This is a genomic window from Photobacterium ganghwense (assembly GCF_017329545.1).
Lineage (GTDB): Bacteria > Pseudomonadota > Gammaproteobacteria > Enterobacterales > Vibrionaceae > Photobacterium > Photobacterium ganghwense.
In genome coordinates this window covers 612,550-634,359 of sequence record NZ_CP071325.1, presented here as the reverse complement: position 1 = coordinate 634,359, position 21,810 = coordinate 612,550, and the positions used below count along the sequence as shown (strand labels likewise).

19 protein-coding genes are annotated in these 21,810 nt (G+C 51.8%); 5 read left to right on the top strand and 14 right to left on the bottom strand.

Annotated elements, in window-relative coordinates:
- Positions 1-30: 30 nt before the first annotated feature.
- The 11 genes from lpxD to rpsB form a co-directional block, all read right to left on the bottom strand.
- A complete protein-coding gene (lpxD, locus tag FH974_RS03120; protein WP_207103675.1) occupies positions 31-1,059 on the bottom strand; it encodes a UDP-3-O-(3-hydroxymyristoyl)glucosamine N-acyltransferase in 1,029 nt (342 codons plus the stop codon).
- A gap of 214 nt (positions 1,060-1,273) precedes the next feature.
- A complete protein-coding gene (locus FH974_RS03115; protein ID WP_047883173.1) occupies positions 1,274-1,783 on the bottom strand; it encodes an OmpH family outer membrane protein in 510 nt (169 codons plus the stop codon).
- Positions 1,784-1,803: 20 nt separating this feature from the next.
- The gene (gene bamA, locus FH974_RS03110; RefSeq protein WP_047883174.1) at positions 1,804-4,206 is read right to left on the bottom strand and encodes an outer membrane protein assembly factor BamA; all 2,403 of its coding nucleotides are present in this window, start codon (positions 4,204-4,206) and stop codon (positions 1,804-1,806) included.
- A 34-nt stretch (positions 4,207-4,240) separates the two neighbouring features.
- Positions 4,241-5,596: a sigma E protease regulator RseP gene (gene rseP / locus FH974_RS03105; RefSeq protein WP_047883175.1), complete on the bottom strand. Its 1,356-nt coding sequence runs from the start codon at positions 5,594-5,596 to the stop codon at positions 4,241-4,243.
- The gene (gene ispC / locus FH974_RS03100) at positions 5,593-6,789 is read right to left on the bottom strand and encodes a 1-deoxy-D-xylulose-5-phosphate reductoisomerase (RefSeq protein WP_047883176.1); all 1,197 of its coding nucleotides are present in this window, start codon (positions 6,787-6,789) and stop codon (positions 5,593-5,595) included. The genes rseP and ispC overlap by 4 nt, the downstream gene beginning before the upstream one ends.
- Positions 6,790-6,899: 110 nt before the next feature.
- Positions 6,900-7,745 carry a phosphatidate cytidylyltransferase gene (locus FH974_RS03095; RefSeq protein ID WP_047883222.1) on the bottom strand — a complete coding sequence of 282 codons (846 nt, stop codon included), beginning with the start codon at positions 7,743-7,745 and terminating at the stop codon, positions 6,900-6,902.
- Between the two features lie 160 nt (positions 7,746-7,905).
- Entirely contained in the window at positions 7,906-8,670 is a 765-nt protein-coding gene (locus FH974_RS03090) for an isoprenyl transferase (protein ID WP_047883177.1), read from the bottom strand.
- 78 nt (positions 8,671-8,748) lie between these two features.
- Positions 8,749-9,306: a ribosome recycling factor gene (gene frr / locus FH974_RS03085; RefSeq protein WP_047883178.1), complete on the bottom strand. Its 558-nt coding sequence runs from the start codon at positions 9,304-9,306 to the stop codon at positions 8,749-8,751.
- A gap of 77 nt (positions 9,307-9,383) precedes the next feature.
- Positions 9,384-10,112 (bottom strand): UMP kinase, encoded by a 729-nt coding sequence (gene pyrH / locus FH974_RS03080; RefSeq protein WP_047883179.1) that lies wholly within the window; start codon positions 10,110-10,112, stop codon positions 9,384-9,386.
- Between the two features lie 95 nt (positions 10,113-10,207).
- Positions 10,208-11,053 (bottom strand): translation elongation factor Ts, encoded by an 846-nt coding sequence (gene tsf / locus FH974_RS03075; protein WP_047883180.1) that lies wholly within the window; start codon positions 11,051-11,053, stop codon positions 10,208-10,210.
- Positions 11,054-11,166: 113 nt separating this feature from the next.
- On the bottom strand, positions 11,167-11,895 hold the full coding sequence (gene rpsB / locus FH974_RS03070) for a 30S ribosomal protein S2 (protein WP_047883181.1): 729 nt from the start codon (positions 11,893-11,895) through the stop codon (positions 11,167-11,169).
- Between the two features lie 329 nt (positions 11,896-12,224).
- On the opposite strand from rpsB, the gene map reads away from it, so the two are divergent.
- The 3 genes from map to FH974_RS03055 all read left to right on the top strand — a co-directional run bounded on the left by map (position 12,225) and on the right by FH974_RS03055 (position 16,248).
- The gene (map, locus tag FH974_RS03065; protein WP_047883182.1) at positions 12,225-13,055 is read left to right on the top strand and encodes a type I methionyl aminopeptidase; all 831 of its coding nucleotides are present in this window, start codon (positions 12,225-12,227) and stop codon (positions 13,053-13,055) included.
- 147 nt (positions 13,056-13,202) lie between these two features.
- Positions 13,203-15,818 carry a bifunctional uridylyltransferase/uridylyl-removing protein GlnD gene (gene glnD, locus FH974_RS03060; RefSeq protein ID WP_047883223.1) on the top strand — a complete coding sequence of 872 codons (2,616 nt, stop codon included), beginning with the start codon at positions 13,203-13,205 and terminating at the stop codon, positions 15,816-15,818.
- A 49-nt stretch (positions 15,819-15,867) separates the two neighbouring features.
- Complete coding sequence (locus FH974_RS03055) at positions 15,868-16,248, top strand: DUF3461 family protein (RefSeq protein WP_047883183.1); 381 nt, start codon at positions 15,868-15,870, stop codon at positions 16,246-16,248.
- Between the two features lie 210 nt (positions 16,249-16,458).
- On the opposite strand, the gene FH974_RS03050 is transcribed toward FH974_RS03055, so the two are convergent.
- From FH974_RS03050 to FH974_RS03040, 3 genes are all read right to left on the bottom strand, one after another.
- Entirely contained in the window at positions 16,459-16,920 is a 462-nt protein-coding gene (locus FH974_RS03050; RefSeq protein WP_047883184.1) for a flavodoxin, read from the bottom strand.
- 91 nt (positions 16,921-17,011) lie between these two features.
- On the bottom strand, positions 17,012-17,749 hold the full coding sequence (gene truC / locus FH974_RS03045; RefSeq protein ID WP_047883185.1) for a tRNA pseudouridine(65) synthase TruC: 738 nt from the start codon (positions 17,747-17,749) through the stop codon (positions 17,012-17,014).
- A 5-nt stretch (positions 17,750-17,754) separates the two neighbouring features.
- Positions 17,755-18,075, bottom strand: coding sequence for a YqcC family protein (locus FH974_RS03040; protein WP_047883186.1), 321 nt, complete (start codon positions 18,073-18,075; stop codon positions 17,755-17,757).
- Positions 18,076-18,286: 211 nt separating this feature from the next.
- Here FH974_RS03040 and FH974_RS03035 point away from each other — a divergent pair, with 211 nt between their 5' ends.
- Both FH974_RS03035 and FH974_RS03030 read left to right on the top strand, forming a co-directional pair.
- A complete protein-coding gene (locus FH974_RS03035) occupies positions 18,287-19,336 on the top strand; it encodes a DUF3549 family protein (protein ID WP_084712415.1) in 1,050 nt (349 codons plus the stop codon).
- Between the two features lie 153 nt (positions 19,337-19,489).
- The gene (locus FH974_RS03030; RefSeq protein ID WP_047883189.1) at positions 19,490-19,792 is read left to right on the top strand and encodes a DUF3301 domain-containing protein; all 303 of its coding nucleotides are present in this window, start codon (positions 19,490-19,492) and stop codon (positions 19,790-19,792) included.
- Positions 19,793-21,810: the final 2,018 nt, after the last annotated feature.

Sequence of the window (21,810 nt, the reverse complement as noted above, 5' to 3'; positions counted from 1 at the left end):
CCATTTAAATCATATATGACGGCTCAGGCGTTATTCGCCTTTTTCCGCCAATTTCTTTTCAACTGACTTAAGACGTTTATTCATCTCGTCAATTTTCATGACACGTGCTGCTGTTTTACGCCACTCTTTGTTTGGCTGCAGCGGGATGCCGGAAGAGAACATGCCTTTCTCTTCAATACTGCGCATCACCATTCCCATACCGGTAATGGTCACGCCATCGGCAATTTCAATGTGGCCGTTGAGCACAGACGCACCGCCAATGATACAGTATTTACCAATTTTGGTGCTGCCCGCGACAATAGTACCACCAGCCATGGCCGTACCATATCCGATCTGCACATTGTGGGCGATCTGCATCTGGTTATCGATGATCACATTGTCTTCAATGATAGTGTCATCCAGTGCGCCGCGGTCAATGGTTGTACAGGCACCGATTTCCACACGGTTACCGATACGCACTGTACCCACTTGCGGGATTTTCACCCACTCGCCTTTGTCGTTGGCATAGCCGAAACCATCAGCCCCGATCACGGTGCTCGATTGCACCAAGCACTGCTCGCCCAGTACCACTTCATGGTAAATGGTCACATTCGCCCACAGCTTAGTGCCGGCACCAATTCGGGCATTTTTGCCGATGAAACAACCGGCACCGATTTGGACGTTATCGCCAATCTGGGCTCCGGCTTCAATCACCGCGTTATGGCCGATGGCCACATCTTTGCCCAGGACCGCTGTCGGGTCCACATAAGCCGAAGCCTCAATGCCGGTAGCTGCGGCTGGTGTTGAATCAAGCAACTGAGCCACCAGGGCGTAGCTAAGATATGGGTCTTTCACAATCAGAGCATTGCCCTGAAAGTGCTCTACATCCCCTTCTCGTAGCATTACTGCAGACGCATTGCAGTCAGCAAGCAACTTGCGGTATTTGCTATCAGAAAGGAACGTAATTTGTCCTTCGCCCGCCTTGCTCATGCTGGCAATCGAATGTACTTCAACAGAACCTTCCCCTCGAAGCTCTGCGCCCAGTTTGTCTGCTAATTCAGCAAGAGTAAATGCAGCCATTCTTAACCTATCGTTATCTTTATCTTCTGTCAGTACGGCCAAGACCGATCCCCTTTCATACTGCCGGCTATCGCCAGACTAGCATGATATTTGGTAAGACCAGTGAAACTGGCAATACTCCAATATAAAACAAGTCGAAAGTCTGAAGTTTACCAAAGTAATCCCCATCCTTTCGACTTATGTTCAGACTTTTATTGCCGATTTGGCACAAGCCTTACTTAACGGCAGAAATCACTTTCGATGACAGATCATCTTTCGGATTTGCATACAGTACTGCGTTTGCATCTACCACCAAGTCATACCCTTCACGCTTAGCAACGTCCTGGATGGCCTGACGGATTTTCTGTACCAGTTTCTGCTCTTCTTCTGAACCGCGGCGACGTTGGTCTTCCGCCAGGGCTTTCGCTTTCAGTTTGTAGTCTGATTCCAGCGAAGCCATTTCACGTTGCAGCTTAGTACGATCCGCTGCGCTCATTAGCTCACCGTCACGCTTCATTTTGTCGACTTTCGTCTTCATGCGGTTTTCGATACCACGCAGCTCGTCGATACGATCTTTGAACTCATTGCGCAGCTTCTCTGGCACATTGTAGCGCTTCGCCAACTGAGCCATCGCCTGGCCCGTTGCGACATAACCCACTTTCTGTGCCGCTTGAGCAGCCTGGGCGTACATTGATGAAGACAGAATGACCAGGCTCAGACCTGCCGCTTTAATCCACTGTTTCAAAAGGTATCTCCTCATAAATTTTAGAATGTTCGGCCAATGGTGAAGGTAAAGAATTCTTCATCATCCCCTTCGTATTTCTTAATCGGACGAGCGACTGAGAAAACGAGTGGTCCCATTGGTGACATCCACTGTAACGCGGCACCATATGACGCACGAATCAGAGACGGATCAGAGTAATCCTGGATGTACTTGCCATCGCTGTCATCCAAATCATACTCCGTGTCCCAGACCGAACCAGCATCGATAAAGAAGCTGGTACGAATTTGGTTACGTACCTCATCCGACGCAAACGGCGTCGGCACAATCAGTTCCATACTGGCCAGCGCCACGGCGTTACCACCGGCAGCATCATCTGAACCAATCAGTTCAGGGTTGTTACCGCCAGAGTAGTTCAGGTAAACCGCTTTCGGACCTACCGTGTTTGAACGGAAGCCACGCAGCGTTGAGAAACCACCGGCATAGTAGTTCTCATAGAATGGCAGCAACTGGTCACTACCGTTGTCTGTTGTACCATAGCCATTACCATAACCTAAGCGACCACGCAGCAACAAACTGTAATCATGATCCTGCGTCAGCGGGAAGTACTGACGAACATCATACTGAGCTTTGAAGAACTGGGCGTCTGACCCCGGAATCGTCATCCGGAACGAAGCACGCTGATGGTTACCGGCCGTCGGGAAGTAACCCCGGTTCAGGTTGTTACGGGTCCACGACACCGACCAGTTGAAATCATCCAGTTCAATTACGTTATCACCCACGTTGAAGCCGTGGATCAGCTTGAACTTCTCGATCTGGTAGTATTCCTGGGTATTGGAGATCTTGTTGTGATCGTAGCCCAGGCCAAACTCGAAGAAGTTGAGTTCATCATACGGGAAACCCCAGGTCAGGCTTGCACCATAGCTCTGGTTGGTATAATCCGAGATGTTCGCGTCTGACGCTTCAAACTCGTTGTAGTACACCTTACCACCCAGGCTGATACCATCCAGGGTAAAGTAAGGGTCACGGTATTCCATGCTGATGTTCTTCTGGTAGTCGTTCATCATTGCATTGATACCGAAACGGTTACCGGTTCCCAGGAAGTTGTCCTGCTGGATACCCGCCTGGAAGCTGATGCCAGATTCTGTACCGTAACCGATACCGAAGTTTACGTTACCGGCATTGGCTTCTTTCACGGTGTATTTGACATCCACCTGATCATCGGTACCCGGCACACGCACGGTCTGAACATCCACGGTTTCAAAGAAACCGGTCCGGCTCAAACGCTCTTTACCGCGTTCAACCATGCGAGAGTTCAACCAACTGCCTTCCATCTGACGCATTTCGCGACGCAGTACTTCATCTTTAGTGGAGGTATTGCCAGAGAAGGCAATATTCCGCACGTAGATTCGTTTGCCCGGCTCAACGTTGATGATCAGCGACACCTGTTTGTTGTCGTCGTCAAAATCAGGGAGGGTGTTAACCTGCGGATACGCATAGCCCAACTCGCCCAGTTTACGTTTCAACGCCTCTTCCAGCGCTGTAACCTGAGCACCGTTGTAGATATCACCACCGGTAATGTTGATCAGCGACTCCAGCTCACCACGTTTACCCAACAGCTCACCGCGCAGCTGGACATCCTTAACGCTGTACTGCTCACCTTCATCGATTTTCAGGGTGATATAAACCCCTTTCTTATCCGGTGAGATCGCCACCTGAGTCGCATCCAGACGGTATTTCAGGTAACCGTTATTGAGGTACAGGGAACGCAGGGTTTCCAGGTCTCCGGCCAGTACCTGTTTCTGGTACTTTTTGTCCGCCAGGAAGTTCCACCAAGACACTTCGGCCTGCAGGTTAAACTTGTCGAGCAGCTCTTCATCGGAGAACACTTCGTTGCCGATAAAGTTAATTTGCTGAATTTCCGCCGATACCCCTTCGGTAAAGACGAATTTCAGGTCTGCACGGTTACGTGGCAGCGGAGTGACAACGGCCTTCACCGAGGCGTTGTACTTACCGACGCTGTAGTAGAAATCTTCCAGCCCTTTTTCGATCTTGCTCAGGGTTGTACGATCCAACGACTCGCCTACCCGGATGCGTGAAGCGTCCAGGTTCTCGCGCAGTTGCTCTTCTTTGATCGCCTTGTTGCCAGAAAACGTGATGCTGGCAATGGTCGGCCGTTCCTGTACCTGAATCAATAGGGCATTGCCGTCACGGAATACCTTAATATCTTCAAAGTTACCGGACGCGAACAAAGACTGAATAATCTCTGATACATCCCGGTCATCAATATTGTCGCCAACCCGAACGGGCATTTTCAGCAACGCCGCACCCAGCGTGACACGTTGAAGGCCTTCAAAGCGGATATCTTCTACTACAAATTGTTCCGCACTCTGCGCAACGCTGCTTCCGAGCAGCAGCGATGCGACCAACAGTTTTTTCATCGCCATTAGTGTTCTGATTATTCCTTGCTAAACGCACTTATTAAAGGCGGGTAAAATCATTGAATAGCGCAACCGCCATTAACGCAACCAAAATGGCTGATCCCACTCTGTAGCCTATATCCTGAACTCGTTCAGAAACAGGACGACGGGTTACCGCTTCGATGGCGAAGAACATCAGATGGCCTCCGTCCAGTACCGGTAGCGGTAACAGGTTAACTATCCCCAGGTTGACACTGATCAGCGCCAGAAAGCCAAGGAAATACACCAGACCGTAGTCCGCTGTCATCCCCGCCCCTTTGGCGATCGAAATCGGGCCACTGAGGTTTTTAATTGCCACATCCCCGGTCACCAGCTTAGTTACCATATCAAATGTCAGGGTAACCAGCTGCCAGGTTTTCTCTGCTGCTTTGCCGACAGCTTCAACCGGTCCATACTGCAGGTTGATGCGGTACGACTCTGGCCAAGGCTCAATTTTCGGGGCAAAGCCAGCATAACCAATCATGTCGCCGTTGTCGGCCTGCTTTGAGCCTGGCACCAGCGTCAGGGTAACAGCGTCACCGTCACGTTTAACATCAAGCTGCATGGCCTGAGCAGGGTGTGAGCGAACCGCCTGCACAACTTCTTGCCACTGCGTAACAGGCTGACCATCAATCGCGATAATTTCGTCATTTAACCGTAAACCTGCCGCGATTGCTGCGCCATCTTCAACAAGTTGTGAGATGGTTAAGGTTATTTTCGGTGAATAAGGCGTGATACCAAGTGTCGTCAGTACCCGTTCGGTTTCCGGATCAAACGACCAGCCACGCAAATCCAGACGCTTTTCAACTTCGTAGTCGGCATCTGGTGCGGTGACGGTCAGCACCATCTCTTTATCACCGATATGGGAAATCATGGCCATATTAACCGATTCCCAATCTGCGGTTTTGATTCCCGAAATGGTTTTAAGTTCCATTCCGCTCGTAATTCCGGCATTTGCCGCAATAGACTGAGGCGCAACTTCACCAATCACCGGGCGTACCGCCGGTACCCCAATCAGGTAAACGACCCAGTAAGCCACCACGGCAAACAGAAAGTTAGCCAGTGGCCCAGCGGCGACAATGGCGCTGCGCTGCCACAAATTTTTATTATTAAATGCCTGATGGCGACGGTCTGCCGGAACATCCTCGACCCGCTCATCCAGCATTTTGACGTACCCACCCAGCGGAATCATCGCCAGGGTATATTCGGTGCCGTCTTTACCGACCTTACGCCACAACGGGCGGCCAAAGCCGATGGAGAAGCGCTCAACGTAAACACCGCAACGTCGCGCTACCCAGAAGTGACCAAATTCATGAACCGCAATCAGTATCCCGAGAGCCAGTAAAAAAGCTCCAAGACTCCACAAAACTCCCATCATAACGATACCTTACGAATGATTTCCTGCGCTAAGCCTCGAGCCATTCTATCTAGCTCAATCACGCTTTCCAAGTCAGTTGGCTCGCGCAAGGCGGCTTGTTCAAGTACCTGACGGTTGATACGGGCTATATCAGTAAACCCGATCTGTGTCGCCAGGAACGCGGCAACCGCCTCTTCATTGGCGGCGTTCAGTGTGGTGGTGGCAGCCTGACCGGTATAGCAGGCATCCATCGCCAGCTTGAGGCACGGATAGCGGGCAAAATCCGGTTTCAGGAACGTAAATTCGCCCACCTGGCTGAAATCAAGGGGTGCCACTCCGGCATCTACCCTTTCAGGATAGGACATGGCACAGGCAATCGGGGTTTTCATATCCGGCAATCCCATCTGCGCCAGCACGGAACCGTCTTTATACTGCACCATAGAGTGAATCACCGATTGCGGATGGATGATGACATCCATCTGATCGCGCCGAGCATTGAACAGCCAGCGGGCTTCAATGTATTCCAGCCCTTTGTTCATCATGGTGGCAGAATCAACAGAAATCTTTGGCCCCATGGACCAGTTCGGGTGCGCGATTGCCATTTCCGGTGTTACAGCAGCCAGATCTTTGACGTCGGTGTAACGGAACGGCCCGCCTGACCCAGTAAGCAAAATTTTACTGACCCCGGCGGCATCAAGATCGCAGTAGCCCATTGCCCGCTGTACCTCAGCTGGTAGGCTCTGGAAAATGGCATTGTGCTCGCTGTCGACTGGCAATAACTCCGCACCATACTCCCGGCAGGCATCAATAAACATCTGGCCGGACATGACCAGCGCTTCTTTGTTCGCCAGCAAAATTCGCTTACCGGCTTTTACCCCGGCCATGGTCGGCAGCAGACCGGCAGCACCGACAATCGCGGCCATCACCGTATCCACTTCATCCAGCGCCGCCACCTGACACAGACCGGCCTCACCGGCCAGCACGTCAGTGGTAATCTGATGCTGCTTTAATCGTGCCGACAGCTCTTGTGCAGCCGTTTCGCAAGCCATAGCGGCATACTTCGGTCGCCATTGCAGACAAAGCTCAAACATTTTCTCTGTATTCGTTCCGGCCGCCAGGGCCACAACGTCAAACAGATCAGGGTTCTGAGCAGCAACCGCCAGGGTGCTGCTACCAATTGAGCCGGTTGCACCAAGAATTGTTAACTTACGCATAGTCTCACTTTACAGCAGTTCAAATTTCATCGGGCCAGTGGAGCATGGCATTCCGGCCGGCAACAAGCAAGATATCGCTTACTGATACCGGCCGGAAAGGACCTGCTATTTTACACCAGCCACAGGTATAGCAGGGCGAATACAGGAAGGGCAGCCGTCAGGCTATCAATACGGTCCAGAATACCACCGTGGCCAGGCAGGATATTGCCACTGTCTTTGATTCCGGAAACGCGCTTAAACATACTTTCGACCAAATCCCCCATCACGGAGGCAATCACAGTCACGACAGCAATCAGCAGCAGGCTGCCAACACTGACAAACGGGATATCCAGCACAAACGCGCCGCCCCAGGTTACCAGTACCGCCAGCAAGGCACCGCCAATCAGGCCTTCAATGGTTTTATTCGGGCTGACTGCCGGGGCCATCTTATGCTTACCAAAGCGTTTGCCGGAAAAATACGCGCCGGTATCCGCCGCCCAGACCAAGACACACACTAGCAGCACCAGCTTAGCACCGTGGTAAGGATTGTCTGTGTACTGGACCGCACGAAGCATCAAAACGCTCCAGAAAAACGGGAGCAGGGTCAAAAGGCCAAACAGATATTTTAAAGAAGGGGAAGTCGACCACAATTTTGTACTACGCGGATAGCTGATCGTTAACGCTGATGCGCTCAACCACCACAAACCACCAGCCAGCAGCATGTACTGATGCGATGATGCCAATGCAGCCAAGGCTGCCGGCTCTGTCGGCATGGCGGCCAATGTTCCCCCCAGTGCCGCAACCGGCACCAACATAGCCATCCACTTAGATTTTGTGTCCAGAAATTGTGTCCACTCCCAAAACCCCAGCAAGGTGATCACTGCCAGCGCAGCTATAAAGGCAGGAAAAGGCAGAAGAAAGATTCCTGCGATTACCAGAGGGGCGAGGATTAGGGCGGTAATAATACGTTGCTTCAGCAAACTGCGTCCTCTCAATTCTTTTTGTAATTCGGTCGGCCTGAGTTGTGTTTGTTGGCCGCGTGGTTCCCATACCTGGTAACCAGCAAAAAGGCATCCAGGGTCTGATGACCATTAACCAGATGCCTAAAAATACTTCCAAATTATTGCGTTGTAATATTTAACGTTCCAGTAATGCCTGGATCTGTTCACCTGTACAGCCAAAGCGACGCTCACGGTTTACAAACCACGCAACAGCATCTGCAAAACTGGCTTCATCGAAGTCCGGCCAATGCTGCTCAGAAAAATACATTTCTGCGTAAGCGGTTTGCCATAACATAAAGTTACTGACCCGGCACTCACCACTGGTGCGGATCAACAGGTCAACATCCGGCTGCCCGGCAGTCGATAATTCGCTCGCCAGCATATCTTCCGTAATATCGGACGCTGTCAGTCCCTGCTCAGCCATCTTGTGTAATAAACGCTGAGTCGCCTGCATGATGTCCCACTGCCCTCCGTAGTTGGCAGCAACATTCAGAATCATGCCGGTATTGCCTTCGGTCAGCACTTCGGCTTCGGCAATCTTGCGCTGTAAACGAGGGCTGAAACGAGAGGTATCACCAATAATACGCAGGCGGATATTGTTCTTGTGCAGCCGCTTCACTTCACGGCCCAACACCGTCATGAAAAGCTCCATCAGCAGTGAGACTTCGTCTTCAGGACGTCGCCAGTTTTCACTACTGAACGCAAACAGGGTCACCACCTGGATGCCGAGGCGTTTGGCAGTCGAGACAGTCTTACGTACGGCTTCCACGCCAGCTTTGTGGCCGAACACTCGAGGCTTTCCTTTGGCCTTTGCCCACCGCCCGTTACCATCCATGATGATAGCGACGTGCTTTGGCAAGCTCTCAGCACAAAGTGCAGTATCGATTGTATGATCTGCCATACATCTCCCTCAAAAAAAAGCGCTGTGCTGCCCGCACAGCGCTCAGATCAGTTTCAAGCAAATGGAAAGGCGAGCGCCTTAAACTTCCATCAGCTCTTTTTCTTTCGTTTCCAGGATCAGATCGATTTCTTTCACTGCTGCGTCAGTCAGCTTCTGAATGTCGTCTTGTGCACGACGATCATCATCTTCTGAAATTTCTTTGTCTTTCAGCAGTCCTTTAACGTCTGCGTTAGCGTCACGACGGATGTTACGGATTGCAACACGGCCTTGTTCTGCTTCAGCACGTACGATTTTCACCAGGTCACGGCGACGTTCTTCTGTCAGCGGTGGCAGTGGAACGCGAATAACTGTACCTGCTGACATTGGGTTCAGACCCAGGTCAGACATCATGATGGCTTTTTCAACTTTCTGAGTCAGCTCTTTGTCAAACACAGTAATTGCCAGCGTACGTGAGTCTTCAGCGATTACGTTCGCAACCTGACGCAGCGGCGTGTTTGAGCCGTAGTACTCAACCTGGATACCGTCCAGCAGACTTGGGTGGGCACGGCCAGTACGTACTTTTGCCAGTTGGTTTTTAAGCGCTTCAACGCTTTTGCCCATACGCTCTTTAGCGTCTTGTTTAATTGCATCAATCACGATTTAAACCCTTAATAATTCGGTTGACGAGGGAGTCTGGCTCCCACAGGGCAAGGCCGCAACCTTGCCATTGAAACTTACAGGTTGTTGATCAGCGTGCCTTCCTGCTCGCCCATCACCACACGGCGAAGAGCACCAGGCTTGTTCATGTTGAAAACACGAATTGGCATGCCGTGATCACGAGCCAGGGTAAATGCAGCCAGATCCATCACTTTTAGTTCTTTCTCAAGAACATCTTGATAGCTAAGCTTATCACAAAGCACTGCATCTGGGTTTTTAACTGGATCATCTGTGAACACGCCATCAACTTTTGTTGCTTTCAGTACAACATCAGCTTCGATTTCAATACCGCGCAGACACGCTGCAGAGTCGGTGGTGAAGAATGGGTTACCCGTACCTGCAGAGAAAATCACGACACGGCCTTGACGCAGCTGGCTGATCGCATCAGCCCAGTTGTAATTGTCACAGACACCGTTCAGAGGAATTGCTGACATCACTTTGGCGTTCACATAGGCACGATGCAGCGCATCACGCATTGCCAGGCCGTTCATGACTGTTGCCAGCATGCCCATGTGGTCGCCTACAACTCGGTTCATACCTGCTTCTGCAAGGCCAGCACCGCGGAACAAGTTACCGCCGCCAATAACCAGGCCAACTTGCACACCCAGCTCAATCAGTTCTTTAATTTCCTGAGCCATACGGTCAAGAACTTGTGCGTCAATACCAAAACCTTCTTCGCCCTGCAGTGCTTCACCGCTCAGCTTAAGCAAAATTCGTTGATAAGTCGGTTTAGGATTCGTGGTCATTAGTGATACCTTCCAGGCTTACAAAATAGAGATATGGAGTTGTAAAAAGACCGCAGCCTTGGCCACGGTCTTCTTTTTAAGCAATTCGCGAAAGATTAACCTTTCTGCGCCAGTGCTACTTCTTCAGCAAAGCTCAGGCCTTCTTGTTTCTCGATACCTTCACCCACTTCCAGGCGGACGAAAGTAGAAACAGTTGCGCCTTTCTCTTTCAGGATTTCACCAACAGATTTCTTAGGTTCCATGATGAATGGCTGGCCAGTCAGAGACACTTCGCCAGTGAACTTCTTCATGCGGCCTTCAACCATCTTCTCAGCGATTTCTTTAGGCTTGCCTTCGTTGATCGCGATTTCAACTTGAACTTCGCGCTCTTTAGCAACTACGTCAGCTGGTACGTCTTCTGGGTTTACGTATTCTGGACGAGATGCAGCAACGTGCATTGCGATGTGCTTCAGAGTTTCAGCGTCGCCGTTACCTGCAACAACAACACCGATGCGGTCGCCGTGACGGTAAGAAGCAATGCTTTCACCTTGGATGTACTCTACGCGACGGATAGAGATGTTTTCACCGATTTTAGCAACCAGAGCAACACGCTTCTCTTCGAAGTCAGCTTGCAGAGCAGCAACGTCAGATTTGTTTGCAACAGCAGCTTCAGCTACTTCGTTTGCAAATGCCAGGAAGTTACCATCCTTCGCTACGAAGTCAGTTTGGCAGTTAACTTCCACAAGTGCAGCTACACCTTCACCTTCTTTGATGATGATTGCGCCTTCAGCGGCTACGTTACCTGCTTTTTTAGCAGCTTTAGCAGCACCGCTCTTACGCATGTTTTCGATCGCCAGCTCGATGTCAGCGTTCGCTTCAACAAGCGCTTTTTTACATTCCATCATGCCTGCGCCAGTACGCTCACGCAGTTCTTTAACTAGGGCAGCTGTAACTGTTGCCATTGTTATATCCTCAGTTTTGAATACTTGGTGTAAAAATCAGGGGCCATGATCGGCCCCTGGTAACCATTCTTAGTTTACACAAGGTAACTTAAGATGCTCAAAGGAGCCGGCTATTATTCAGCTTCTACGAAACCGTCTTGCTCAGCTTGTGCAACGATGTCTTGGTTACGACCTTCAGTTACAGAAGCAGCTACAGCGTTAGTGTAAAGCTGGATAGAACGGATTGCGTCGTCGTTACCTGGGATAACGAAGTCAACACCGTCTGGGCTTGAGTTAGTATCTACAACTGCAAATACTGGGATACCCAGGTTGTTTGCTTCTTTGATTGCAATGTGCTCGTGATCAGCGCCGATTACGAACAGAGCGTCAGGCAGACCACCCATGTTCTTGATACCGCCCAGAGACTTCTCAAGCTTTTCCATTTCACGAGTACGCATCAGCGCTTCTTTCTTGGTCAGCTTGTCGAAAGTACCGTCAGTAGACTGAGTTTCCAGATCTTTCAGACGCTTGATTGACTGACGAACTGTTTTCCAGTTAGTCAGCATACCACCCAACCAACGGTTGTTTACGTAGTACTGGTCACAGCTGATTGCAGCTTCTTTGATTGATTCGCTGGCTGCGCGCTTAGTACCAACAAACAGAACTTTACCCTTACGGCCAGCAATCTTAGTGATTTCAGCCAGAGCTTCGTTGAACATTGGTACAGTTTTTTCTAGGTTGATGATGTGCACCTTGTTACGAGCACCGAAGATGAATGGCTTCATCTTAGGGTTCCAGTAACGAGTTTGGTGACCGAAGTGAACACCAGCCTTCAGCATGTCGCGCATTGATACAGTTGCCATTGAATATTCCTCTATGGGGTTAGGCGTCCACATACCCCATCTTACCGACCCAGATTAACGCCTGTGCGTTACAACTTCGCGAAAAGTCGCTGGGCACCCCGGAAGACGTGCCGATATGTGTGAGTAATTAATAAAAGTGTTTGTGTAATGTGAGCAACAACATCGAGATGACATTACCCAATTACGGCGCGCTTTATACCATAATTTCGCCACTAAAATCCAGTTTAAATATTGCCGTGACCGCGGTACAACCGTGAATCGGGTTTCCATCCAGCGCCCTCACTGTTACCATGTAGGGGAGAGCAAATTTTCATTGCAGAGAAGAGCGAATGAGCATCAAGATCAAAACGGCTGAAGAAATTGAAAAAATGCGCGTTGCTGGCCGTTTGGCGGCAGAAGTGCTGGAAATGATCGAGCCTTATGTCAAGCCAGGTGTGACCACCGCAGAGCTGGACCGTATCTGCCATGAGTACATCACCAAAGAGCAAGGTGCGATTCCTGCGCCTCTGAACTACCATGGTTTCCCTAAGTCTATCTGTACCTCTATCAACCACGTGATTTGTCACGGTATTCCGGCTGAAAACGATGAGCCGGTCAGCGACAAGTTCAACAAACCGGCGGTACTGAAAGACGGCGATATTATCAATATCGATATCACAGTAATCAAAGACGGCTACCACGGCGACACATCGAAGATGTTCGAAGTGGGCGAAGTGTCTCTGGAAGACAAACGTCTGTGCCGCGTGGCGCAAGAAAGCCTGTACCTGGCCATGAAAAAAGTGAAGCCGGGTACCAAGCTGGGTGAAATCGGTACGGCTATCCAAAAATTCGTGAAGAACGGCAACAGCCGTTTCTCTATCGTTAAAGATTTCTGTGGCCACGGCATCGGTAACGAGTTCCATGAAGAGCCGCAGGTTGTTCACTACAAGAACAACGACCGTACCGTGCTGAAAGCCGGTATGTGCTTTACCATCGAGCCAATGATCAACGCCGGTAAATTCGGTTGCCTGGTTGATGACGAAGACGGCTGGACGGTTTACACCGTAGACGGTAAAAAGTCGGCTCAGTGGGAACACACCCTGCTGGTTACCGAAACCGGCTGCGAAGTGTTGACCCTGCGCGAGGAAGAATCGATTCCTCGCCTGATGCACAACGCCTAAGCCAATTGAAGCCGACCATTGCGTCGGCTTTTTTTATGCCTGAATCTTCGCCGTGTTGATGCTCAATCCCGTGAGAAAGCAGGCTGGGCGTTTGCTCACGGTCATGATAGGGTTATGGATAAGACTTCCAACTTTGCACGGACAGCAATGACAGATCCAATCTCTTCCGTACTGCCAGAAGACAACACGCAAACCCCGGATCGCCTGCGTCAGGCGCTGGAACAGTTTACTGCTCACCAGAAAAGCCAGTTTATCGACCGAGTCCCGGTGACGGCTCTGGTGGAAGCCCGCTCTCGCTATATCGACAATCTGCTGGAATCGCTCTGGCACCATTTTAACCTGCATCAGCACCCGACCCTGGCCCTGATCGCGGTTGGCGGCTATGGCCGCGGCGAACTGCACCCGCTCTCCGACGTCGACATCCTGCTGCTGAGCGAAGAACCGGTTGATGAAGCCACCGGCAACACCATCAGTACGTTCCTCACCTTATTGTGGGATTTGAAGCTGGATGTCGGCCACAGCGTGCGCACTGTCGACGAATGTATTTCGTTTGGCCGCGAGGATCTGACCGTTGCTACCAACCTGTTCGAATCACGCTGGCTGTGTGGTAACCATGACACTTATCAGCATCTGGAAGAGCGCCTGAACGACGGGCATTTCTGGCCCAGCAAACCGTTTTATCAGGCCAAATTGGAAGAGCAACGTACCCGGCATGCCCGGTATCACGACACCACGTACAACCTGGAGCCGGATATTAAATCCAGCCCGGGCGGCCTGCGCGATATTCACACCCTGAGCTGGGTCGCACGCCGCCACTTCGGGGCCACCAGCCTGCTGGAAATGAGCCGTTTTGGCTTTCTGACCGATGCCGAATACCGCGAGCTGGTCGAATGCCAGGACGCCCTGTGGCGTATCCGCTTCGCGCTCCATGTCGAGCTGCGCCGCTATGACAACCGGCTGACCTTCGGCCATCAGGCTTCCGTAGCTGAATTGCTCGGCTACCAGGGTGAGGGTAACCGGCCGGTTGAAATGATGATGAAAGATTTCTACCGCACCCTGCGCCGGGTGGCTGAACTCAACAAGATGCTGCTGCAATTGTTTGATCAGGCCATCCTGAACAAAGGAGCGGCGCCGGAGCCAATTATCCTGGATGATGACTTCCAGCTACGGGGGCCGCTCATTGAGGCAACCAAACCGGCGCTGTTCCAGGCCCGGCCGGAAACCATTCTGGATATGTTCCTGCACATTGCCCGCAACTCGCAGATCGAAGGCATTGCCGCCCCGACCCTGCGCCAGCTGCGCACCGCGCGGCGGCGGCTCAACCGCTTCCTGGTCGATATTCCCGAGGCGCGGGAAAAATTCATGGAGCTGATCCGCCAGACCAACTGCCTGCATCGCGCTTTTCCGCTGATGCATCGGCACGGCGTGCTGTCGACCTATCTGCCGCAATGGAGCCAGATCGTCGGTCAGATGCAGTTTGACCTGTTCCACGTCTACACCGTGGATGAACACACCATTCGGCTGCTGAAGAATCTGTATAAGTTCAGCAACCCGGAAAACCGCCAGCAGCATCCGATCTGTTGTGAGGTTTATCCGCGAGTGACGAAAAAAGAGCTGTTGCTGCTCGCGGCCATCTTCCACGATATCGCCAAGGGACGAGGCGGTGATCACTCCGAGCTAGGCGGTGAAGATGCTTACGATTTCTGCCTGTTGCACGGCCTGTCCAAACCGGAGGCCAATCTGGTGAAATGGCTGGTCAATCAGCACCTGCTGATGTCGGTCACCGCCCAGCGCCGGGATATTTATGATCCGGAAGTGATCACCGCGTTTGCCAAAGAAGTCCGCGACGAAGAGCGGCTGGATAACCTGATCTGCCTGACCGTAGCCGATATCTGTGCCACCAACCAGGAGCTGTGGAACAGCTGGAAGCGAACCCTGCTGGCCGAGCTGTACTACTCCACCCAGAAAGCCCTGCGGCGCGGGCTGGAAAACCCGCCAGATATGCGCGAGCGCATCCGCCACAACCAACAAATGGCCTCAGCCCTGTTACGCAGTCAGGGATTCCCACAGCGGGATATTGATGTACTGTGGCAGCGTTTCAAGGCCGATTATTTCCTGCGCCATACCCACAAGCAGATTGCCTGGCACGCAGAAGCCATTCTGACCCATGAAGAGCAGGACAAGCCGCTGATTCTGGTCAGCAAAAAAGCCACCCGTGGCGGCACGGAAGTGTTCGTCTACTGCCAGGACAAAGCCAAACTGTTTGCCATTGTGGTTGCCGAGCTCGATAAGAAAAACCTCAGCGTCCACGATGCCCAGATCATGACCAGCAAAGACGGCTATGCGTTGGATACCTTTATGGTACTGGACCACAACGGCGAGGCCCTGAGCGATGTGCGCCAGAATGCAGTGCGACGGTCGCTAATCAACGCCCTGACCCACATGAAGTCAGAGCGTAAACGCAAACGGCCACCGCACAAGCTGCGCCACTTTACGGTCAAGACCCAGGTTGATTTCCTGCCGACCAAATCCGGTAAGAAAACCTTGATGGAACTGGTAGCCCTCGACATGCCGGGACTGCTGGCCCGGGTCGGCTCCGAATTTGCCCGTCAGGGGATCAGCCTGCAGGCGGCCAAAATCACCACCATAGGTGAACGCGCGGAAGACTTTTTCATTGTCACAAACCAGGACGGTGAGCAGTTAACCCCAGATGAGCAAACGCGCCTGAAAGACGCACTGATTGCCCGTCTGGAAAAACAATAACCAGTAGCTGCCCCCCTGTTTTTAAACTTGTAGTTAACATGAGGCGTATATGTACCCAAACCTCTCTGCCATCGGCATCGAACACCCTGAAACAATCGAACGTTACAGCCTGCGTCAGGAAGCGGCCAACGATATCCTGAAGATCTATTTCACCAAGCAGAAAGGTGAGCTTTTTGCCAAAAGTGTGAAATTTAAGTTCCCGCGCCAACGTAAATCGGTGGTGGTCAACAGCGGTAACCGGGAATACAAAGAAATTACCGAGATCAACCGCACGCTGACGTTCATCATTGATGAGCTGGATCGTATCACCAACAAAAAGCACACTGAGATCGATATTAAGAAGAAGATCCTGGGCGACCTGCGCCACCTGGAGCAGGTGGTCAGCCACAAAATCGCTGAAATTGAAGCCGATCTGGAAAAACTGAAATAACCGCTTCGCCCTTTCTTGCCATAAAAAAACCGGGCAGCACATTTTGTGCTGCCCGGTGTATCTCTGTTTAGCGTGAATCCCCGTATCGGCCCTCAGCATACAGGCGGCTATCTCAGAGAAATCGCGCTTCAAACACCCGCATTTACCGGAACCTTTTATTCAGGTGCGGTAACCCGCCCGGTTTCTGCGGCTGATGATGGATCATTCGGCTCAGGCCGCATCAGCCTGCTTGGCCCAGCTTTTCAGCCAGGGCATGACCACTTCCAGCGCATCAAAATTAACACTGGCATCTACATCCAACCGCTCAACCATGGGGCGTGCCTGCAGCTCCTGCAACAACGTATCAAACTGCCGCCCGGCACCGCAGAAACGATCTTCGCCGTAGCTGGAGTCGCCCATCGCTACCACTCCGTAACGCAGCTGAGGTAGCATCGGAAAGGTATCATTCAGCGCCAGAAACAACGGCAGCAAGTTGTCCGGAATTTCTCCCTGACCTGTGGTTGAGGTGATCACCAGCGCGATGTCCTGCTGATAAGCCAGAAATTCCTCCAATGAGGATTCCAGAAACAGTTCGGCCTGATGCCCACTGCCAACCAGAAAACGTGTGACTTCCTCAGCCACCTCTTCCGCGCCGCCGAATACGGTTCCCACAAAAACACCAATCTTTGCCATATTTCAATACCTTCCTTTGCGACAGAAAATCCATGAATCCACGATAACATAACTGTGGCTGGCAGACGGAATTGGTGCAACTTTTATCTGATTATGCGCCTTCCATCAGGGATTCCGCCCACCCAAAAGCAGCCATGACCCGGCGCCAGGGCGCATCCACCTCGGCCCGGATATCCAGCATCTCGCCACTGACCGGGTGCAGCAACTGCAATCGCGAAGCATGCAGCATCAGGCGGTAGCAGTCATAGTTATCCCGGAAACTACGGTTATGACGGCCATCACCGTGATTCACGTCCCCGATAATATGGTGGCTGAGATGATGCATGTGACGACGCAGCTGATGCTTACGCCCCGTTTCCGGCTTCATTTCCACCAGCGTGTAACGGCTGGTCGGATAACGGCCGATCGCAATGTCAGTCTGAACGTGAGCCAAAGGGGCGTACGCAGTGACAGCTTCCTGCGCCTCTTTATCTTGGTTAGCCTGCTTGTCAGCAATTTTATCCAGTTCCTCCTTGAGCGGATAATCCAGCACTGCGGCTTCCTGAATCCAGCCCCGGACAACCGCATGGTAAGTTTTCTTTATGTCGCGTCCGGCAAACTTCGGCATCATTTGTGCGGCCATCTCGCTTGAGAGCGCAAACAGCAAAACACCCGACGTCGGGCGATCGAGGCGATGCAGGGGAAACACATGTTGACCAATCTGATCGCGCAAAGTCTGCATCACAAACCGCGTTTCATGGCGATCCAGCCAGGAACGGTGAACCAGCATTCCGGCGGGTTTATTGACAGCGACCAGGTATTCGTCGCGATACAGGATTTCAAGTTCCATAGCACTCACTTCTTAAACAGTTCATCCAGCTGGCGGGTCACCGACAAAATCGCCGGCTGCCCAGCCAGTCCTTTCATTGATTCCTCAACGTAAGGGGAAATCGCCATGGCGGCTGGCAGCGGCATGTTCTCTGCCAGGATCCAGAGCAGACGCGGAATAAAAATCCATTGCAGCCACTGCGTGCAATGCAGGGTATCGACCGCAAACGGCTCTGTACTTTGCAACGCAGACGAGCTGGGCGGTATGGTTTCCCACATCCCTTCCGATTTCATGGTTGCTTCAAGCTGCTCAAGCAGCAGCCGACATTGCTGGTGCATGTCTGTCATACCCTCATCTCTCTGATACCAAGCCCGATCAGGCCCGGCCAATAAGTCTGGCGGCGAAGGATACCATCTTGCCCAAGGACACCCAAGTGTGACATGGCCCCAGTCAGGGAAGCAGGAAATGAAGACGGCAACCGCTTCAGACTGTCGCCCCGCCCATCGCCGAGCGTGGTGAACGTGCTATACTCCCGCTTCTGATTGAGGAGCACAGAACCTGACCATGGATAAATTTCATCACCTTACCCAACTGTTAGATAACGCCGGTTGCCAGTATAAAATTTTCGACCTCGGCCGCCGTGTGTGTGAAATCGACATTGAACACTTCAAGGCTGTTGAGGAAAACCGTCAGCCGTATCCATGGCCGCTGAAACAGCACGCCCACCTTTCTATTTCCTTCTGGCAGCCAGGGAACCCACCCTGGATCTGGTTCCTTCGTCTGCCACTGGATGAGCGTGGCCTGCTCAAGCAAGCAGCGGTCGGTGACTTTATCAAGTACGTGATTGAAGCCATGGGGGCGACACTGAACACGACCCCAACCGAAGAAGAGCAGGAAAAGCTGGCGGCAAACCCGTACACCTTCAAACCTAACGACGACAAGATGGCGATCTTCCACGCCCAGTTACGTGAACTCCTGCATCTTCCTGCCAGTCACTATTATGAGCACGCCCAGCACTACCTGACCGGCGATTTAGGCTGGGATAAATGGCAGGGCGTAGGCCTGCAGGGACTGGCCGATGTTTGTGCCCGGATGAAGCAGGAAAACAACGCCACTCAGCTGCGTAAGGCAGTCAACAACCTGCCGCTGACTCCGCTCTACGCCCTGCTGGGTTGCCTTGAGCACTGCACTCTGCCGGAAGCCCTGGCGACACGCCTGAAAGAGCGCCTCGATGAAGAAGCCGCTGTCGACACCCCGGATTTGTTCCTGATTTCAGCCTTGATCCGGGCATTGTCCGGTGCCGATACCGCAACCCTGAGTCAGGCATTGCGTGATCTGCTGGCGCAGTCAGCATTGAGCCATCCGGAAATCCTGGTGGCAATTGCTGGTCGCTGCTGGCAAGGACTGACGGACAGTGAACTGGCTGGGCTGTTCCTGCTGCGTCTGGCCGAAACCGAAGATCAGACGTTGTTTAATCAGCTCTTTGCCGATTTGGTGATGCTACCGAACCTACGCGGAATCATGCTGCAACTGCTGCACAGTCCGGCAAATACGGCGCTGATTGAAGCCATCACCAAACTGCAGCAACACGCCCGGGGAGAAGACTGAATCGCCAGACGGTTCTCCTCTTTTAGCCTACCCGTGAGAGCGGCTTGCCGACACCACGGTGCAGTTTGCCGGCCTGACACATCACGTCGTCAGGCTGGCGAAAATACACATAGATGGACAGGCAACATCAAGGATGTCGACAGGAAATAAAACATGGATAATTTATTGGGAATACTGCTGCTGGCCGTGGCGGGCTTTCTGTTCTGGCAACAACGTCGTCAGGCTGAGCTGGCTCAGACTTTCATTCACCAACGCTGTGAACATTTAGGTCTGCAGTTACTGACCGTTGCCAGTGGCAGCCACAAGTTGCGCGATTCTCAGGGGCTATGGCACTGGCACACCGTTTATTTATTCGAATTCTCAGCCAGCGGAGAAGATGCCTATCAGGGCTATGTGGTCATGAAAGGGTTCCGACCGGTGCAGTTTCATGTTCCGCCGCACCGAATGCCCGGCTAACGCTCCCATCGCTCCTTCACCGCCACATAAACTCCTGATACACAAGCGCCACAAACGTCAATGGCGTGCGGCGCTTGTCAGCATGCCCCACCATGGCAACGCGAAAATCACGCCACATATGTTTGAGCATGAGATTCAGTATGGGCTGAGGCGTCGCCGACGCTTTCACCTCAATCATTTACCAGATAGCAGGCAGTTCTGACTGTGACATTGTTTTGTGGCTGGTTTGGCTGGTTTGGCTGGTTTGGCTGGTTTGTGAGAAAAGGTAGCACACCGAAAAGTGCAAGTACCGTAAGCAGGCAAGCAAACTTTTACGGTGCCCAAAAAAGAACGGGCGCAACTTGCGTTGCGCCCTTAGGTCTTACTTGCAGCATTCCCGCTACGAAAGTGCTCCCTGCATCATTCCTTTGACTGCTGTATCCGTCAGCATTGTCCTTTTGACTTCATCCTGAAGTTGTCCTGTGGCCTTCCTGACCCGTCAGTTCATCCTGTCCTGACTCTCAACATCCATCCTGGAGGGGTCCATACCTTCTTCCTGAAGGGGTCCTTTTCGTCATCCTGACCAGCAAACATCCTGTTTACTGTCTTGCCGTTCCTCGGCATTCCCTTCACAGTCCCTGTTCGATATACCTTCCTGGCACACCGGTCTCATCCTGAGACTGCCCAAATCCTTGGCTATGTTCCTGTTCCGTTCCGTCAGTTCCTTCCGACACCCTAAGAATACGATTTCCCCATCGGATTGGGAGCATACTCGGACAGAAATTTTCGTCTCAATGCATGAAATTTGCACCAAACAAAAGCAAAAACACTTTAAATTCAACACTTTAAACTAAAGACCTAGGCTAATGGCCAGGTTAAAAACGCGTAATATCTTACAGGTTTGTAAGAGATCTCTCACAAAGGCCCGGGGTGAATCGGAGGTGGAGTGCCAAGGCTAGCGATAAGCAGATGAAATATAAAGGAAGGGGAAATTAGCTCGGGTGTTTTTACCCCCAAATAAAGAACGGGCGCAACTTACGTTGCGCCCTTAGGTCTTACATGCAGCATCCGGCTACTTGATGGCTCCCTGCTGTCATCCTTGTTATACAATATCCCTATTGCAGCAATCCCTAAGTCCCGTCCTGGACTGTCCTTCGGTGGTTCCCTGACCTGTCAGTTCATCCTGAACTCACGCTCTCAATCCGTCCTGGAGGTGTCCTTTCCCTTCATCCTGAAGGAGTTCCTGATAACTCATCCTGAGAGGTCCGACTCCGTCCCGGAGCACTTCCTTAGCCCGATTCCTTCGGGGTCCCTGTCTCTTCCTGAAACTGTCCTTTGTCATCCTGACCAGCAGACATCCTGCCTGCTTTAAGGTTTCCTTACCCTGTCCAACCTTCCTGGGTAGCTGACCTCCAGTCAACTACACCTCATCCTGAGATTTCGGCGTCCTACCGATTTTCTGAATTCCTGCGTCGTGTCCCTGTCGACAAGGCCCATATTACGCCGATTCCAAACCGGAACAAGATAACGTGATTCCGTTCGCTGACGCTGTTTGGCTCTTCAAAACACCATTAAAACGCAAGACTCTGTAAATTAAGGAAAAGATAAATTATGCATCGCATTTCACTGCGTTATAAACGGATTTAGTCTTACACGCTTGTAAGCGATCTCTCACAAAGCATCGGGAAAAAACAGTAATCGATTTCAGCCCCGTAAATACAAGGCAAAACAGAAAGTTAGAATATTGCTGATTAATCAATGCGAGAATGTAACTGAATATTCCGAAAACCTGAATATTCCGAAAACGATGGCAAGAGCCGCGTTCTGGGAAACGGATTGAAGAGACTGACACAGAGAAAAAGTGAAGAAGAAAACGGGGGACTCGTATCAGGTATAAACGCCACGCAATTTGTGCCCGAAAGGCAGATTTGGCGAGTAAGAAGTAACCTTGCCTACAGGTTCAGGGGCCAGAAAAAAGAACGGGCGCAACTTGCGTTGCGCCCTTAGGTCTTACTTGCAGCATTCCCGCTACTAAGGTG

What these genes read in the sequence shown, in the direction of transcription:
- rpsB (WP_047883181.1), bottom strand. Translation starts at nt 11,895, where the DNA reads ATGGCAACTGTATCAATGCGCGACATGCTGAAGGCTGGTGTTCACTTC.
- ispC (WP_047883176.1), bottom strand. Translation starts at nt 6,789, where the DNA reads ATGCGTAAGTTAACAATTCTTGGTGCAACCGGCTCAATTGGTAGCAGC.
- FH974_RS03055 (WP_047883183.1), top strand. Translation starts at nt 15,868, where the DNA reads ATGTACCCAAACCTCTCTGCCATCGGCATCGAACACCCTGAAACAATC.
- lpxD (WP_207103675.1), bottom strand. Translation starts at nt 1,059, where the DNA reads ATGGCTGCATTTACTCTTGCTGAATTAGCAGACAAACTGGGCGCAGAG.
- bamA (WP_047883174.1), bottom strand. Translation starts at nt 4,206, where the DNA reads ATGGCGATGAAAAAACTGTTGGTCGCATCGCTGCTGCTCGGAAGCAGC.
- tsf (WP_047883180.1), bottom strand. Translation starts at nt 11,053, where the DNA reads ATGGCAACAGTTACAGCTGCCCTAGTTAAAGAACTGCGTGAGCGTACT.
- rseP (WP_047883175.1), bottom strand. Translation starts at nt 5,596, where the DNA reads ATGATGGGAGTTTTGTGGAGTCTTGGAGCTTTTTTACTGGCTCTCGGG.
- pyrH (WP_047883179.1), bottom strand. Translation starts at nt 10,112, where the DNA reads ATGACCACGAATCCTAAACCGACTTATCAACGAATTTTGCTTAAGCTG.
- FH974_RS03050 (WP_047883184.1), bottom strand. Translation starts at nt 16,920, where the DNA reads ATGGCAAAGATTGGTGTTTTTGTGGGAACCGTATTCGGCGGCGCGGAA.
- truC (WP_047883185.1), bottom strand. Translation starts at nt 17,749, where the DNA reads ATGGAACTTGAAATCCTGTATCGCGACGAATACCTGGTCGCTGTCAAT.
- map (WP_047883182.1), top strand. Translation starts at nt 12,225, where the DNA reads ATGAGCATCAAGATCAAAACGGCTGAAGAAATTGAAAAAATGCGCGTT.
- glnD (WP_047883223.1), top strand. Translation starts at nt 13,203, where the DNA reads ATGACAGATCCAATCTCTTCCGTACTGCCAGAAGACAACACGCAAACC.
- FH974_RS03040 (WP_047883186.1), bottom strand. Translation starts at nt 18,075, where the DNA reads ATGACAGACATGCACCAGCAATGTCGGCTGCTGCTTGAGCAGCTTGAA.
- FH974_RS03030 (WP_047883189.1), top strand. Translation starts at nt 19,490, where the DNA reads ATGGATAATTTATTGGGAATACTGCTGCTGGCCGTGGCGGGCTTTCTG.
- FH974_RS03090 (WP_047883177.1), bottom strand. Translation starts at nt 8,670, where the DNA reads ATGGCAGATCATACAATCGATACTGCACTTTGTGCTGAGAGCTTGCCA.